The sequence below is a fragment of the Streptomyces olivochromogenes genome (assembly GCF_021538895.1).
Classification (GTDB): Bacteria; Actinomycetota; Actinomycetes; order Streptomycetales; family Streptomycetaceae; genus Streptomyces; species Streptomyces olivochromogenes_A.
This window is the reverse complement of sequence record NZ_JADDRL010000023.1, coordinates 1-15,498: the sequence shown is the minus strand read 5'-3', so window position 1 is coordinate 15,498 and position 15,498 is coordinate 1. Positions and strand designations below refer to the sequence as shown.

The 15,498-nt window shown below is 69.2% G+C and carries 16 protein-coding genes; 9 read left to right on the top strand and 7 right to left on the bottom strand.

All coding sequences use genetic code 11. From position 1 onward, the window contains the following. Positions 1-821 precede the first annotated feature (821 nt). Positions 822-998 carry a hypothetical protein gene (locus IPZ69_RS14210; RefSeq protein ID WP_235454476.1) on the top strand — a complete coding sequence of 59 codons (177 nt, stop codon included), beginning with the start codon at positions 822-824 and terminating at the stop codon, positions 996-998. A gap of 372 nt (positions 999-1,370) precedes the next feature. Here the strand turns inward: IPZ69_RS14210 and IPZ69_RS14205 are convergent, their stop codons facing one another. After that, positions 1,371-1,742: a hypothetical protein gene (locus IPZ69_RS14205; protein WP_235454475.1), complete on the bottom strand. Its 372-nt coding sequence runs from the start codon at positions 1,740-1,742 to the stop codon at positions 1,371-1,373. 663 nt (positions 1,743-2,405) lie between these two features. Between IPZ69_RS14205 and IPZ69_RS14200 the strand changes: the two genes are divergently transcribed. Continuing rightward, positions 2,406-2,771, top strand: coding sequence for a hypothetical protein (locus IPZ69_RS14200; protein ID WP_235454474.1), 366 nt, complete (start codon positions 2,406-2,408; stop codon positions 2,769-2,771). Positions 2,772-2,943: 172 nt separating this feature from the next. Here the strand turns inward: IPZ69_RS14200 and IPZ69_RS14195 are convergent, their stop codons facing one another. From IPZ69_RS14195 to bla, 3 genes are all read right to left on the bottom strand, one after another. Next, positions 2,944-3,468 carry a GNAT family N-acetyltransferase gene (locus tag IPZ69_RS14195; protein WP_235454473.1) on the bottom strand — a complete coding sequence of 175 codons (525 nt, stop codon included), beginning with the start codon at positions 3,466-3,468 and terminating at the stop codon, positions 2,944-2,946. An 81-nt stretch (positions 3,469-3,549) separates the two neighbouring features. Beyond that, positions 3,550-3,957, bottom strand: a complete 408-nt coding sequence (locus IPZ69_RS14190) for a type II toxin-antitoxin system prevent-host-death family antitoxin (RefSeq protein ID WP_235454472.1) — start codon at positions 3,955-3,957, stop codon at positions 3,550-3,552. Positions 3,958-4,028: 71 nt separating this feature from the next. Then, complete coding sequence (gene bla, locus IPZ69_RS14185) at positions 4,029-4,955, bottom strand: class A beta-lactamase (RefSeq protein WP_235454471.1); 927 nt, start codon at positions 4,953-4,955, stop codon at positions 4,029-4,031. 395 nt (positions 4,956-5,350) lie between these two features. On the opposite strand from bla, the gene IPZ69_RS14180 reads away from it, so the two are divergent. The 3 genes from IPZ69_RS14180 to IPZ69_RS14170 are packed head-to-tail and all read left to right on the top strand — an operon-like array spanning position 5,351 to position 7,404. Further along, complete coding sequence (locus IPZ69_RS14180; protein WP_235454470.1) at positions 5,351-6,136, top strand: L,D-transpeptidase; 786 nt, start codon at positions 5,351-5,353, stop codon at positions 6,134-6,136. 58 nt (positions 6,137-6,194) lie between these two features. Then, the gene (locus IPZ69_RS14175) at positions 6,195-6,701 is read left to right on the top strand and encodes a SigE family RNA polymerase sigma factor (RefSeq protein ID WP_235454469.1); all 507 of its coding nucleotides are present in this window, start codon (positions 6,195-6,197) and stop codon (positions 6,699-6,701) included. Beyond that, entirely contained in the window at positions 6,694-7,404 is a 711-nt protein-coding gene (locus IPZ69_RS14170; RefSeq protein ID WP_235454468.1) for a L,D-transpeptidase, read from the top strand. The genes IPZ69_RS14175 and IPZ69_RS14170 overlap by 8 nt, the downstream gene beginning before the upstream one ends. A gap of 173 nt (positions 7,405-7,577) precedes the next feature. On the opposite strand, the gene IPZ69_RS14165 is transcribed toward IPZ69_RS14170, so the two are convergent. The 3 genes from IPZ69_RS14165 to IPZ69_RS14155 all read right to left on the bottom strand — a co-directional run bounded on the left by IPZ69_RS14165 (position 7,578) and on the right by IPZ69_RS14155 (position 10,838). Further along, a complete protein-coding gene (locus tag IPZ69_RS14165; RefSeq protein WP_235454467.1) occupies positions 7,578-8,048 on the bottom strand; it encodes an SRPBCC family protein in 471 nt (156 codons plus the stop codon). Between the two features lie 169 nt (positions 8,049-8,217). Continuing rightward, positions 8,218-9,561: a carotenoid oxygenase family protein gene (locus tag IPZ69_RS14160; protein WP_308407459.1), complete on the bottom strand. Its 1,344-nt coding sequence runs from the start codon at positions 9,559-9,561 to the stop codon at positions 8,218-8,220. After that, on the bottom strand, positions 9,558-10,838 hold the full coding sequence (locus IPZ69_RS14155) for an MFS transporter (RefSeq protein WP_235454466.1): 1,281 nt from the start codon (positions 10,836-10,838) through the stop codon (positions 9,558-9,560). The genes IPZ69_RS14160 and IPZ69_RS14155 overlap by 4 nt, the downstream gene beginning before the upstream one ends. Before the next feature lie 576 nt (positions 10,839-11,414). Here IPZ69_RS14155 and IPZ69_RS14150 point away from each other — a divergent pair. From IPZ69_RS14150 to pstS, 4 genes are all read left to right on the top strand, one after another. Beyond that, a complete protein-coding gene (locus tag IPZ69_RS14150) occupies positions 11,415-11,750 on the top strand; it encodes a hypothetical protein (protein ID WP_235454465.1) in 336 nt (111 codons plus the stop codon). After that, entirely contained in the window at positions 11,747-12,778 is a 1,032-nt protein-coding gene (gene pstC / locus IPZ69_RS14145; RefSeq protein ID WP_235454464.1) for a phosphate ABC transporter permease subunit PstC, read from the top strand. The genes IPZ69_RS14150 and pstC overlap by 4 nt, the downstream gene beginning before the upstream one ends. Before the next feature lies 1 nt (position 12,779). After that, on the top strand, positions 12,780-14,054 hold the full coding sequence (gene pstA / locus IPZ69_RS14140) for a phosphate ABC transporter permease PstA (RefSeq protein WP_235454463.1): 1,275 nt from the start codon (positions 12,780-12,782) through the stop codon (positions 14,052-14,054). Positions 14,055-14,091: 37 nt separating this feature from the next. Further along, positions 14,092-15,498: phosphate ABC transporter substrate-binding protein PstS (pstS, locus tag IPZ69_RS14135; RefSeq protein ID WP_235454462.1), on the top strand; the 1,407-nt coding region annotated here is incomplete at its 3' end.

Genomic DNA, 15,498 nt, shown 5'->3' with positions numbered 1-15,498 from the left:
GGGTGAAGTGCGAGCGGGCGCGTGAGACCGCCCCTGGTGCCCGAGTTCGCGGCGGCACGAGGGGCGGCCCGATCCGATGACCGCGCTGCGGAAGCCGGTGGTGGTGGGGCGACTGGCACCACCACAGCACCGGATCCAGGGGGAATCACGGTGAAGCAGGCTGAGCGCGCGGAAGCCGCGGAACCGCTGCTCGGCGGGGTCGCCCCGTCAACGCGCCCTTGAGATCGGAGGCTTTGGGGGCTGAGTGCTCAAGTTCCACGCGAGGCCGTGAGTCTGTGCCCCGCGGGGTCCCATGTCGGCGCGCCATCGGCTCCGGCGAACCGCCGCAGACCTCCGGTGCCCAATTGACCGGCCGGCAAGACAACCATGCCCCTCCGGCCGGGAGTTCGTGATGAGGAGTTAGCGGACCCGTTCCCGATGCGCGGCATGCGCGCCCGGTCACCGGTCCGGGGGGCACCCGTGTGGGTGCCGCGATTCGTCGGGTAGGGCCCTCTGCGACCGCGAATCCCCGCGTCCGGTCATACGCTGGTGGAACGTACCGGCATGACGCTGGAACGGCCCGAGGGGGCCTCGTCCTCGACGTTTGCATTGTGGCCCTGGGCTCAACCGTTGCTCTTGGTCTCGGCCGGTGCTGGAGGAGCGACGGCGTCTTTCCCGTTTGTGCCGTCCTTGCCGTCCTTGCCGTCTTTCCCTTGCCTCCCGTCGATACCGTTCGTTCCGTCTTGCCCGTCCGTGCCGTCCTTTCCGTCCTTTCCGGCCGGGCCTACGGGACCGGACGGGCCGACAGGGCCGGGTGGGCCGGATGGGCCAACTTCGATTTGGTGACCCTGGAGGTCGATGTGCTGTACTCGCAGATCATCGATCTCCGAGTCCTGGGCGACGAGCGCGACCGACTGCGCGACGAGCGCGGTGATCAAGGCGGCGCGGAGAACAAGGGGGCGGCGCGTTTTGCGCAGAATTTCGTTTACGCTTTTCACAATATCCCTCACGCTCTGTGACGGGCCAAAGTGTAAATCACGAAACGTCAGAGAAGGTGGATCTTCTCGTCGAGTGTCTGCCCTCGTCGTGCACGCTGGTCGTGCCGCCCGTACTAACCATCTTGTATTACTGAAGGAGTTGCGCTCTGCCGAGCGTCCAACGAATGGCGGCAGCTCATTGCTCGGCGGTGATTCCGGTCGGCTTGCCGCCGTCGTGCGATGGCGCCGACGAATGCCTCTGGCCTGGCCCTGGGGAGCGTGAGTTTTTCGTGATCTCGGTGCATGGATCGTGCTCTGGTGAGACGCGGCGGCGGCCGCCCCGACGTGAGGAATCTTGCCTGACGCGGGGCGGCCGTGCACCGAGGGCTCTCCTGTCCTCGGTGAGGAAGTGGTCTACTGCACTGTCACGTTGACGGTCGAAGAGTGAGTCTTACCCGAGGCGACACGGAATTGCTGAGTTCCTTTCATGTGTACTCGGGTAGCAAGGGCGTACGCGTTGCCCTTCTTCACCTTGGAGTTGACGTGAAGGGGAATCCACTTTCCGTTCTTGTCCATCTGCAGCATCACCGATGCTCCGGACCGAATTCCAGAAGTGCGACCAGCGAACCGGACCGTGTTCCCGGCCTTCACGGTAGTGGGGCTTGCCTTGACCGTGATCGAGGCAGGATGCGACGGGGGTGTTGCAGCCATTGCCGCACCCGCGCCGAAGGAGAGAAGCGTGGCGGACATCGCTCCTGCAACGAATGCGCGTGCATGCACGTACATGGCGGCCTCCATCGAAGAGAAGGACGACCCGTCAAAAGCTGTGATCGTACGGGGCGCTTCGTGCAATGACCATGCTAGTCCTCCAACTTGGGTGAAGAATCCAGGAGGGACTGCATAGGTAGTGAAAGCGTAATAGATCGGTAAGTGGCCGGGTTGGAATGGGCCGAGGCATCCCGTGTCGGCCCATTCGTGGCCATGTCGGGTCCAAAATGTGGACGGAATTATTGTCCGGGATTTACCTTCGTGCAGCCGCTCAGGATAGACCTGTCCCGTGAGTGATCTTTGAGGCGCTCCACTCCATGACCTGGTGATGTTGGTGGGGGATGACCAGGTGCCGACGTCCCGGTAGCCGCCATTCGCTGCGACCGTGCGGCCGACAGCGTCGCCCATGTTGAAATGGCCCGGCTCAAGTCGCGGGCTGGGCACCGGCCTTGGCAGGGCTTCGGCTTGGTCGGCGCGACAGCATGGGATGGCTGCGGTGGGGGACGTAGACCCGGCTGTCAGTGGATCCGCGCCGTGTTCTGCGCTCCCTCGTGCACCGCGCTCCTGCCTCCCACGATCAGGGAGTTTGACCACTGGTGCCCCTACCTGCGGCGATGGCTTACGGCACCGTTGCGTTCAGCGACGGGACACAAGGCGTCCCGCCTCAGCAGGAGGAAACACATGCGAGCAATGACGGCCCTCACCGCCGGAGCACTGGCACTCACCCTTGCTGCCGGAGCAGGCTGGGCCGCCCAGGCGTCCGCCGAGCACGTTCCCGCTCACAAGCCCGCACAGGCCCGCGCGGCCGTCGCGGGCTACCAGATCGTCACGCTTCCCAACGCGAACGTCCCGAACTTCCAGCGGCGGACCGTCTACTGCCCGTCGGGCAAGCGAGCCATCGGCGGCGGCGCGGAAGCCCAGGGCAACGGCGCGGTTCTGGTGGGTACCTTCCCCACCCCCGACGGCGCCGGTTGGATCGCGCTTGGTCGGCAGGACGGCTACAGCAGCGTCGGCATCAGCGTCTACGCCATCTGCGCCTCAGCCTGACGTGCCCTTTGGCCGCCTGAAGGCCGCATAGCCTCGCGCCCGGCCTCACGGCCCCGACAGCGCCCCGCCCCGGACATCCGGCGGCGGGGCGCCGCACATCCTCGTCCTCCGGGGGAGTACCAGCTCGCTGGGCGAGGGGCCGTGCGAAATGAGGACCGGTGTGGATGCGGTGTCAGGTGAGGTCGGCGGCGAGCAGGTCCATCAACAGGCCGTCGTGCCAACTCCCGTCCGTGCCACGCTCGTAGGCCCGCATGACGCCGACCGTCCGGAACCCCACCCGGCGGTAGCAGGCGATGGCCGACGTGTTGTCGGCCGCCGGGTCGATGACGAGGCGGTGGTGGCCGTGGTCCTCGATCAGGTGGTGGGCCAGGGTGCGGACGGCGTCCGTCCCGAGGCCCCGCCCGTGCACGGCCGGGTCGAGGTAGACGTCGATGCCCGCGTGCCGGTATTCCGGGTCCTGTTCGGCGTACCACTGGATCTGCCCGACCACCCGACCCTCGTACTCCACTGCAAAGACCTGGGTGTCCGCGTCGGCGAGGTCCGCGGTCACCTCGGCGGCCAGGTCGGGGCCGCCCCGCCACCACCGGCGTACCTCCGGCATGGCCCGGATCGCTGCCAGCGCCGCGACGTCCCGCTCCTCGGCGGGCCGCAGAACGACGCCCCGCCGTCCGTACAGGGTCGGCAAATCGGTGCTCATGGGCCCTGACGCTACCCGCTCCATGAACATGCGCCGCAAGGTCCGCGGCTACGTTGCTCAGTGCTCGTCGCCGACCGGCGTCTAGCGGGCGAGGAACTCGGCGAACGCCGCCAAGCGCTTCGGCCCCATGTACCCCTGTCGCCCGTACATCGCCTGCTTTTCCAGCCACGCCACCGTATCGGCGTCACGCAGCTCGGCCACGACAACCCGGCCCCGAGTGAGCGTCATCCCGCCGTGCGGGTGGCGGTAGCCGATGTAGGGTCCGAACGCCGTCGGCCCCGGCGGGTACTCGTCCGCCGGCTCCTCCTGCGGCCGCGCGCCCTTGTGGTGACGTGCGGCCCAGTACTCCAGTGCCGCCAGTTCGGCCGCCGGCAACAGCACTCCCGTCGGCTCGCCGTCCGCGGTGAGCCGGACGCGCTCGCCGGTCTCCTCGACCTGGGCGATCAGGCGCCCGAACTCAGGCGCACCTTCTATCAGTTCAACGTCCATACGCGCCGACGCTACCCGTATCCCGGAGCACGAGGCGGTGGACAGGCCCGCCCCCGGTCGGCGACGGGTGGTCAGGTGAGCGCTCTGGCCAGTAGTGCGGCGGTCTCGGCAATCAGGGGGCTGTCGGGTGCGGCGTCGGGCTGGTGTTTTGTGGTGAGGACCGTCATGACGATGGGGGCGTGTCCAGGGGGCCAGGTGATGCCCACGTCGTGGCTGGTCCCGTACTTGCCGCTTCCCGTTTTGTCCGCGACGGTCCAGTCGGCGGGCAGGCCGGCTCGCAGTTTCTCCCCGCCCGTGGTGTTGGCCAGCAGCCAGTCGGTGAGCCGCTCGCGGTCCTCGGGGACGAGTACGGTGCCGAGCGCCAGGCGCGCGTAGGTGTGCCCGATGGCGCTCGGGGTGGTCGTATCCGTCACGCGCCAGGGTTCGGCGGAGTTCAGATCGGGCTCCCACCGGTTGAGCCGCGTGGTCCTGTCCCCGATCGAGCGGCTGAACCGGGTGATCGCGGTCGGTCCTCCCAGTTCCCGGAGCAGGAGATTCGCCGCGGCATTGTCGCTGTAGCGGATTGCCGCGGCGCAGAGGTCGGCCACGGTCATGCCGTCGGCGAGGTTCTCCGGCTTGCCGGTGATCGGTGCGTAGCCCGAGTCCGTGACGTCCGCGTCGGTGTATCGGATGCGCCTGGCCAGGAACTCCCCGTTGCGGTCGAGGTCGCGCAGAACGGCTGCGACGGCCAGCGTCTTGAAGACCGAGCACATGGGGAAACGTTCGTGTGCGCGGTACTGCACCATCCGGCCGGTGGCGGTGTTGCGGGCGTAGACACCCAGTCGGGCCGAATGCCGCTGCTCAAGATCCTTCAGCCGGCGCACGGTCTCACTGTTGCCATCCGGCGTCGATGCGTAGGCGCTTCCGCTCGCAGGCAGGGTAGTAGCCAGTGCCGCGCCGGCTCCCCAAGTGAGCACCCAGCGCCGGGACATGGGGTTTCGTGCGGTGTCCAAGGTCATCCTCTCGTCCGGCCAGGATCTCAAAGGTGAAGAACGTCTTCGTGGATCATTTGGTTCCACTTGGGCGCCGGGGAGGCTTTTGTTCCCGAAGAATCGTTCGGTTCCGATGCAACCTCGCCCCGAGCCCATGCGTATAGGAGGCGATAACCGCACCTAACCAGGGGGATTTCATGTACTTGGACCGTTCGGCCGGTCGGACCGCCGGCCGTGTCGGTGCCGCTGTCGCGGCCTGCACCGCTCTGCTCTCGGCCGTCGGCTGCTCGGCGGACGGGGGTTTGGGCGTACGGGCGGCCGCCGACGCACCGGATGGCCGGGCCTCAGCCGCGGCGGGGGCGAAAGCCAAGGGCCGAAACGGCGATGGCACGGACAAGAAGTCCGAGCGTCCGGCTCCGTCCATGCCGGAGCCTGCCGAGCTCGCGCAGGCGCGGGTGAACATATCCGACCGGCAGACGGTCGGTGTGGGCATGCCGATATCGGTCACCTTCCCCCGGCCGGTTTCCGCCGCCGATCGCAAGGCCGTGGAGAGCTGGCTGCGCGTGCAGACCTCGTCCGGCACGAGCGGCGCGTGGAGCTGGGTGAAGGACCGCAACCTCCTGGACGGGCAGCGTGTCGACTTCCGCCCCAACTCCGCCTACTGGCAGCCCGGCACCAAGGTCACCCTCCGCGTCGGCTCGCACGGCGTGCGCCAGTTCACCATCGGCAGGTCGCTGGTCGCCACGGTCGACGCGAAGACGCACACGATGACCGTCCGCACCGGCGGGACGACGAAGAGCATCCCGGTGACCACCGGGGCGCCGGGGACGGACACCTGGAACGGGACGATGGTCGTCATGGACAAGGCGTCGAAGGTGCGCATGGACTCCCGTACCGTCGGCCTGGGCGACGCCTACAACGGCGACTACTACTGGGCCGTGCACCTGACGACGTCGGGGACCTACGTGCACCAGAACCCGCACGCGGACACGGCGGCCGGACACAGTAACGTCACCCACGGCTGTGTCGGCCTCGCCACCGACGGCACCGCCAAGCGTTTCTACGACCAGGTCATCGTCGGTGACGTCATCAAGGTCACCGGGTCGAACAAGGACCCCGTCGCCACCGGCAACGGCTACGGCGACTGGAACCTGACCTGGAAGCAGTGGATCGAGCAGAGCGCCGCCGGGGAGACCAAGACCGCATGACCCCCACCGCACCGACCGTACGCGGCGCGTCCCACGCCGTGAGAGAGAGCACGACACGGTGACCGAGGACGAGTTCGACCTCTTCTACGCGGCCGCCTACCCGCGTCTGGTCGGCCAGCTCTATGCCCTGACGGGCGACTACGCCGAATCCCAGGACGTGGTCCAGGAGGCGTTCGTACGCGCCTGGGACCGGCGTTCGTCCGTCCTGAACGGTGACCGGGCTCCCGAGGCATGGATCCGTACGGTGGCACACCGTCTGGCGATGAGCCGCTGGCGGCGGGCGCGCCACTGGTGGGAGCTGGTGAGGGGCGAGTCCGCACCTCGGTCTGTGCCCGAACCGAGCCCCGACCACGTGGCGCTGGTCACCGCTCTGCGGTGCCTGCCCGAAGCCCAGCGGACCGCGATAGTGCTGCATCACCTGTGCGATCTGAGCGTGGAGCAGATAGCCGCCGAGACCGGCGCGGCCGTCGGCACCGTCAAGGCACGACTGTCACGCGGCCGTACCGCACTGGCCGCTCACCTGGCGAGCGAGGAAACCCACCCGACGGAGGAAGCCTGTGTCTGACCAGCCGCCACCGCGACTTCTGACAGAGACGGAACTGTCCGCTCGGCTGATCGGCCTGGCCGCACACAGCGCGGCCCCGGCCCCGGCCACGGGCGCACAGGTGAGGAGCCAGGCGCGCCGCCGCCGCCGCGGCCGACGCGCTCTGCTCTCCACCTCCGCGCTGGCGGCAGCGGCCCTCATCGCCGTCACCTCCGGTGCGATCGCTTCCCCCAGCAAGCCGACCGCATCCCCTGCGACGTCCGTGCCCCACCCGTCCCCGGCGCCGGTCCAGCGGGTCACGGTCGACCTGGACGCCCACTCACTGACCATCGAAGGCAGGAAGTTCGCCATCGGCACACCGCGGGCAACGTGCCCGATCGGCGAGACGACGGTCACCGTCAGCGCCAAGTACGCCACCCTGACCATGCCCCCCGCCAAGGGCGGCAAGTTCGACGAGTACACGGACGACAGGCGGTGGGCCGTCACGTTCACGGACCGCAGTGACCACGAGCGACTCCTGTTCTTCGCGCTCAATCCCCCCGAGATCGACATCTCGGCCACGGCCAGCGTCCACGGCGCCATCGCTCTCTCACGCAAAGACGGGAAGCGGGTCTACGACGCCATCAAGCTCGGCGCGCGCGTGGACATCAGGGGCCGACAGGGCGCGAGCGCGGCCCCGGACTCCGTGTGCTACGACCGCCGGCCGATCACCGGTTACCGCTGACGCCCAAAGGCGGCGCGCCGCGTCCAGAAAGGAGGAACCTGTCGCGCACGAGGCGGCCGCTCAAACGCGCACAAGGTGGCCGCTCAAAGGAGTCGGCCACCCACCGGGGTGCGGGCGCGAACGCCTCGCAGGTCGCATGCGCCTGTCGGCGATCGTCGGCACGAAGGCCGGCATCAGATGGGTGAGGAGGAGTGGTTCGGCCCCTGCTCCGCCTCCTTCTTCAGGGCGTCGAGCCAGGCGCTGAGCGAGTCGTTCAGCGCGGCGGCGAGGTTGTCCCGGTCGGTGTCGACCGGCGCGCCCGCCCAGGATTCCCGGGTACGGAGCACAACGCTGTCGCAGTCCTCGGTGAAGGTCCACTCGTGGACGCCGGTGATGCCGTGCGCGGGTCCGCCCCACAGGATGCGGTGCGGAGCGTCGACCGCGTAGATGGTGGAGTCGATGGACAGGCCCGCGGTCACCCAGTGGAAGGTGGTACCGGGGGCGACGGGGCCGTCGAGCCGGGCCTCGGTGATGGCGGGCTGCCAACCGGGCCAGAAGCCGATCCCGGTGTGCAACTGCCAGACCCGCTCAAGAGGGGCGGCGATCCGGATGGTGTGGTCGGCGACGACGGGAGCGCTCTCGTCGATGGTCGTGGGGTAGGTCATGGCGGTTCCTCGGAGTCGTGGGCCCGGGCCGCCGTGGGGGAAACGGCGGCCCGGGCAGTTGGGGCGCGGCGGGCGGTTCGGAGTGCGGGTTCCCGTGGCCGTGAATGCCGGCCGCGTTGGGTGCCCGGGCCGCTGAGGGGGAATCAGCGGCCCGGGCGGCTTTGGTGGGTCAGGCCGGCTGTTCGGTGTCGGGGATCCAGTGGCCGTGGATGCCGGCCGGGACCCTGCGGGGGAGTTCGACGGCGGCCACGGTGCTCAGGTCGCTCGCGTCCAGGACGAGCAGCTCCGAGGCGTCGGCCTTGAGGTCGCTGACGATGGTGAGGAGGTAGCCGTCGTCCTCGGCGGTCCCGCCCGCGGCGGGCGCGAAGACGGCCTCGCCGGGCATTCGGCCCTCGCCGTGCGCGAGCAGTGTCTCCTGGCCGGTCTGAGTGTCGAACTTGACAGTGTGGTAGCCGGACAGACCCGCGCCGGGGAAGGCGATGGCGTAGCTGTAGCGGTAGACCGAGCCGGTGTGGGCGTCGTTGATCGACGGGAATTCGGTGGCCAGGTCGTTCAGGGACTCGGTGGCGACCTTGCCGGTGGCCGGGTCCATGATCCACCGGTGGAAGGTCGAGCCGGCGTCGGGGCTGGTGCCGTAGCCGGGGGCGCCGACCCACCACTTCCACGAGTTCTCCCAGGCGGAACGGTCGAAGCGCGGTGCTTCGAGGACGATCCGGCCCTGGGCGTCGGTGTAGGCGTTGCTGACGTGCAACAGCGCGGCCTGGTCGGCGACTTCGAACCAAGTGGTGTCGCCACCGGCTCGCGGCATCACGCCGATGCGCAGCGGGACGTCGTCGTGCCAGCGGTAGGGGATGCCTGAGTGCTCGGCGTGGTCGAAGACCACCGGCGAGTTGATGAAGACGACGTGCTCGCGGGTGATGGCGAAGTCGTGCATGAGCGAGGGGCCGGAGCCATCGATGACCTGCGAGGTGACAATGTCGCCGGTGGCGTCGGCCACGTAGTAGGTCAGGTACGGCGGGAAGGGGCTGTAGCTGAAGAAGTGCAGCTCGCCGGTCTGGGGGTCCTCCTTGGGGTGGGCGGTCATCGCGCTGGTGAGCTTGCCGCCGAAGTCGTACACGCCGATCGTGTCGAGGTCGGCGCTGACCTCCCAGGGCAGGTTGGCCTCCTGCAGGGCGAGGTAGCGGCCCCCGTGGAAGATGATGTTGGTGGCGGCGGCGCTGACTTCGAGCTCGGTTCCGGTGAACGGCACGCCGTCCAGGAAGGGGGTGCGCACCCAGCGGTTGCGGTACCACTCGGCCCGGCCACCGGTGAGGCGGACGCCGTGGATCATGCCCTCGCCGCGGAACCAGTGGCTGGGAGTGATGCCGGGCTTGGGATTGTGCCCGTTGCGGAAGTAACGGCCGTTCAGCTCGGGCGGGAGGGTGCCGCGCACCTTCAGTTCACGGCCGGTGATCTCGTCGGAGACAGGGGTGAAGTGGCCGGTGATGTAGGGCTTGTCCAGGGGCATGGTCATGCCTTTCGCGTCGAGAGAGCCGAGATGAGCAGGGTCAGGGCGGCGCAGGCCCCGAAGGCCGCGCCGAAGGAGGGGAGCAGCGTCAGGAAGGCCAGGCCGATGGCTCCGCCGATCTGCCGGGTGGCGTTGACCAGCCCGCCGGCCAGGCCGTTGTCGGCGGCCGGGACGCCCGTGGAGGACATCGCGGTGAGCCGGACGAAGGCCACCCCCAGCCCGATGCCGATGAGGAGCGTGGGGCCGAGCAGGTCCACGAGGAAGGTGCCGTCGGCCGGGGTTCGCGACAGCCAGGCCAGTCCGGCCGCGAGGACCAGCAGGCCCACGGGGAGCACGGGACGGCCGGAGACTTTCCCGGTGACCCACGACGAGAGGGTGATCATGAGGGCCAGGGGCAGCTGGGTCAGCCCGGCCTCCAAGGGCGAGTAGCCGAGGATGCGTTGCTGGTAGAGGGGCAGGAAGTAGAACAGGCCGAGCCAGACCGCGCCCAGCAGGGACATCAGCACGTTGGGCACCGCCACCACGCTCATGCGCGCCGGCAGCAGCGGGTCGGTGGCGCGGCGCTGGAGCGCCACGAACACGCCGAGCAGCGCCAGACCGATCATGGCGAGCGGCCAAGGCCCTGACAGGCCGTAAGTCAGCGCGACCAGCCCCGCCGTGACCGTCACCGTGCCCGGCACATCCAGGCTTCCGCCGCGTGGTCGGTCGGCTGCGACCAGCAGCCAGGTGGCCACCAGGACGGCCAGGGCCAGGGGCACCATCACGACGAACACCGCACGCCAGCCGAACAGGCTGGTGAGCAGCCCGCTCAGCAGCACGCCCGCCGCACCGCCGGCACCGGAGACCGCGCCCCACACGCCGAGCGCGGTGCCACGCCGGTTGCCGTCGGGATAGAGCGTCAGCACGAGGGCCAGCGCCGTGGGCGCCAGCAGCGCGGCGCCGATTCCCTGCACCGCCCTGCAGGCGATCAGCACGCTCGCCGTGGGCGCCAGTGCCGCGCCCAGGGCGGAGAGGGCGAACAGGCCGATGCCGAGCAGAAACACGCGGCGCAGACCGTAGACATCACCCGCGCGCCCGCCCGGCAGCAACAGCGCGCCGAAGACCAGTACGTAGGCGTTGACCGTCCAGGCCTGGCTCGTGTCGGACAGGTCGAGCCCGGCCCGGATCTGGGGCAGGGCGACATTCACGATCGACGTGCTCAGCACGACCAGGAACTGGGCCGTGGCCAACACCGCCAGCGGTATCCAGCCAGTGGTGGTCTGTAGCGGTGTGGTGCGGGTCATGGCTCGACACTCGCAGCGGGCGCCCGTCGCTCGCGTCGGTAGTCATCGCCTATATGACTGCCAGCGGGACGGCGCTGGGCGACGGGACGGCGCCCGCTGCCCGTGGTCCCGCCGGCGTTCACGACCGCAAGCGAGCCGACGGCAAACGTCACACCCAACTGCCCTCGGGACGGCCCTCGGGGCTCTCCGTGACCGCGTCTTGATCGTTGTCACGTTGGGTCGCTAGCACCTCCCGTTCATCTTCACTCCGTTCGGCCTTCGCTGGACCGTGTTCACAGACACCCCACAGACCGTGACTCTCAGGGGCGCTGAGGGACCTTTTGGTCAGCGGCGAGAAAGTGACGTGGAGGGGGGTCGGTCCACATGGTCCGTCCGCGCTTGTTGTATGTGCCGACCGAAGATCTTGGAATGAACCTGCTGGCGAGTCCGCAGGCGCAGCACAGATCGGATACACGACCAAGCAGACCGGATACGGAACTGAGACCCGTCGGATGGCGGCTGGTCGGTGCCAACAACCGTGAACTCGGCCGCTGTGCCCGGGCGTTCGAGAGCCTGCCCGCGTGCCAGGCCGCGGTGATGCGGTTCCGGGAGCGCATCGAGGACGTGCGGTCGGTCCTCGTCATGGCGGACATAGCGGGCGCTTGGACCTGGCGGGTGCAACTCGACGGGCGGGACGTCGCCATGGCGGGGCGGGCGTATCAGCGGCATCGGGAGTGCCAGTACAACCTGAACCAGTTCCTGGCCGCGGTGCCGGTGGCCCAGTTAAGCGACGGACTGGTCAGCCGGCCGCGGCTGCGCGGTCTGCATCTGCCCGGTCCGGGGTCCGCGCCGTCGGAGGGTCCGGGTGACGGAGACGATCCGCCTCGGTCCACGACCCGTGTGCGGATCCAGGCCGGGGCAGGGGCGTCGTGAGCGCTGCCGTCCCCGGCTTCGGACAGCCGGATTCCGCGGACCCGGAGATCCTGGACGTACCGCGTGCCGTGCGGTCCGAGGGAGAGCTGGTGGACCGCCTCTTCCGTGGCGCGGCGCGCGGCAGCGGTGCCGTGGTGCTGGTGATCATGCTGTTGGTCGGCATCTTCCTCGGCTACCGCGCGGCGGAGGCGCTCCGTGTGGCCAAGGGCTCGTTCCTGACCACGTCGGCCTGGGAACCCGACTCCCACCACTTCGGCATCGCCGCGGTGCTCACCGGCACCGTGCTCATCGGCCTCGTGGCGATCGCCATCGCCGTGCCGCTGGCGCTGGGCACGGCCCTGTACATCTCGGAGTACGCGCCGCGGCGGCTGAGGCGGACGCTGGTCAGCGTCGTGGACCTGATGGCCGCGGTGCCGAGCGTGGTGTACGGGCTGTGGGGGGCCTTCTTCCTCCAGGGCCAGGTGGTCGGGGTGTCCCGGTGGATCTCCACGTACTTCGGCTGGATTCCCTTCCTCAAGGTCGACGGGGCCGACCCGCACGACCCGCTGGCGACGACGACGGTCTACACCTCGTCCACGTTCATCGCCGGGATGGTGGTGGCCCTGATGGTGACGCCTATCGCCTGCTCGGTCATGCGTGAGGCGTTCTCCCAGGCGCCGGTCGGTGAGCGGGAGGGAGCGTTCGCGCTCGGGGCGACGAAGTGGGGCGTGATCCGTACGGTCGTCCTGCCCTTCGGCCTCGGCGGGGTGATCGGCGGCACCATGCTCGGCCTCGGCCGGGCACTGGGCGAGACGATCGCCGTCTACATGATCATCTCCCCGGTCTTCGCCGTCCAGTCGCACATCCTGCAGAACGGCGCCAATTCCGTGTCGGCGCTGATCGCCCTGCGCTACGGCTCCGCGAGCACGTTCGGCATGTCGGCCCTCATGGCCGCCGGACTCGCCCTCTTCCTGATGACCCTCGTCGTCAACTTCATCGCCTCCTCGATCGTGGCGCGCAGCCGCTCGGGCGCGGGGGCGGAGGCCTGACATGAGCGATCTTCTCAACAGCGGTCCCCTCAACAGTGGTCCCGTCAACAGCGGTTCCATCAGCGGCGGTCCCCTCGACAAGGCAGACAAGGAACAGGTGCGAGTGGACCGAACGCCCGACGAGGGACGCGAGGTACGCCGCAACACCTCGGCCGTCCACGCCACCGATGTGCTCGCACTGGTGGGTGCCGCGGTGGGCTCCGTCGCCCTGACGGCCCTGCTGTTCGTCCGGATCGCCCCGTTCGACTCGGTCCTGGGCTTCGTGGTGGTCGGCTACATGCTCTTCGTCGCCCTCTACGCGGTGCTGGTCTCCTTCGACGAGAAGGGCGTCGCCGTACGGGACCGGGTGACCGCGGTGATCTGGCACAGCCTCGCCGTCCTGGTGCTGGCCGCCCTGGTCTTCGTCATCGGCTTCACCCTGTGGCGCGGTCACCGGGCGCTGGTGCACCTCAATTTCTTCACCCAGGACATGGCGCGCACGGGCCCGCTGCAGCCGCTCACCGACGGCGGCGTGATGCACGCGATGCTCGGCACGCTGGAGCAGATCACCATCTCACTGGCCGTCACCGTTCCGCTCGGCCTCGCCTGTGCGGTGTTCCTCAACGAAGTGCCCGGACGCTACGCGCGTTTCGTGCGGACCATCGTCGAGGCCATGACGGCCCTGCCGTCGATCGTGGCCGGCCTGTTCATCTACGCCACGGTCATCCTGATCCTCGGCGTCGACAAGTCCGGGTTCGCCGCCGCGCTGGCGCTGAGCGTGATGATGCTGCCGATCATCATCCGCGCCGCCGACGTCGTCATCCGGCTGGTGCCGGGTTCGCTGCGCGAGGCGTCGTACGCGCTGGGCGCGAGCCAGTGGCGCACGGTGTGGACCGTGGTGCTGCCCACCGCGCGCTCCGGCCTCACCACCGCGGTGATCCTGGGCACCGCGCGCGGGATCGGCGAGACCTCGCCCGTGCTGCTCACCTCCGGAGTCAACGCCGGGCTGAACGCCGACCCGTTCAAGGACCCGCAGATCTCGCTGCCGCTGGCCACCTTCGACCTGGTGCGCTCGCCCCAACCCGCCTACATCGCCCGGGGATTCGGCTCCGCCGCCCTGCTGATGGGCCTCGTCCTGCTGCTGTTCGTGCTGGCCCGTTTGATCGGCGGACGCGGACCGGGCGAGCTGACCCGGGCCCAGCTGCACCGCAGGGTGCTGGCATCGCGCCGGGACGCGGAGCGCATGGCCAACCGCTCCGCACCGGCCACCGCCCGGACTCGCCCAGAGCATCGCTGACCAGGACCACGACCCAGGAGCCAGGAGTCAACCCGCCATGTCCGGATCACGCCCGGCAGCCCCCGCACGCGTCCGCACCAGGACCCTGACCGCCCTCGCCCTCGTGGCCGCCCTGCTGTACGCCGCCCTGATGCCCGCCGCCGCGGCGACGTACGTCCCGATCTCCGGCGCCGGGTCCACCTGGAGTCAGAACGCGCTCGACCAGTGGCGGGCCAACGTCAAGCAGTACGGCATGACGGTGAACTACAACGGCACCGGCTCCTCGGACGGCCGCAACCAGTTCCGCAACGGGACCGTCGACTACGCGGTGTCCGAGATCCCGTACGGCATCAAGGACTCGGGTGTGGTCGACCCGCCCCCGGCCCGCAAGTACGCGTACATGCCGATCGTGGCCGGTGGCACCTCGTTCATGTACAACCTCACGATCGCGGGCCGCAGGGTGACCAACCTCCGGTTGTCCGGGGACGTCATCGCCAAGATCTTCACCGGGGCCGTCAAGACCTGGAACGACCCGGCGATCCGGGCGGACAACCCGGCGCTCGCCTCGGCGCTGCCCGCCCGCCGGATCGTGCCGGTGGTGCGCTCGGACGGCTCGGGCACGACCGCGCAGTTCACGACCTGGATGAGCAAGCGGTACGGCTCTCTGTGGAACGGCTACTGCGGCCGGGCCGGACGCAGCACCCCCTGCGGGACCACCTCCAACTACCCGCTCGTGGCGGGCAGCGGCTTCGTCGCCCAGTCCGGTTCCAACGGTGTCTCCGGCTATGTCGCCCAGGCCGGCAACGTCGGCACGATCACCTACGTCGAGTACTCGTACGCCGTGTACACCACCGGCTTCCCGGTGGCCAAGGTGCTCAACGCCTCCGGGTACTACGTGGAGCCGACCGCCAGAAACGTCGCCGTGGCACTGCTCAAGGCGCGGATCAACGAGGACACCTCCTCGCCCAGCTATCTCACGCAGATCCTCGACGACGTCTACACCGACCCGGACCGGCGGGCCTATCCGCTGTCGAGCTACAGCTACATGATCCTGCCGACCAAGCTGGAGTCGAACTTCAACACCCAAAAGGGCAAGACCCTCGGCGCCTTCGCGTACTACTTCCTCTGCCAGGGGCAGCAGCACGTGGACGACCTCGGCTACTCCCCGCTGCCGATCAACCTCGTGAAGGCCGGCCTCAACCAGGTGCGCAGGATCCCCGGGGTCGACGTCGAGTCGATCAACATCAAGAGCTGCCACAACCCCACCTTCTCCAGCGACGGCAGCAACACCCTTGCCAAGACCGCCCCTTATCCGCCCGCCTGTGACAAGAAGGGCGCGACGCAGTGCGCCACCGGCACGGGCGGCGCCAAGACTCCGACCGTCGTGGGCGGCGGCTCCGGCTCCGGCGGTGCGGGCTCGGGCGGCAGCGGCGCCTCCGGTGGCACCGGCGGCGCGGGAGGGTCC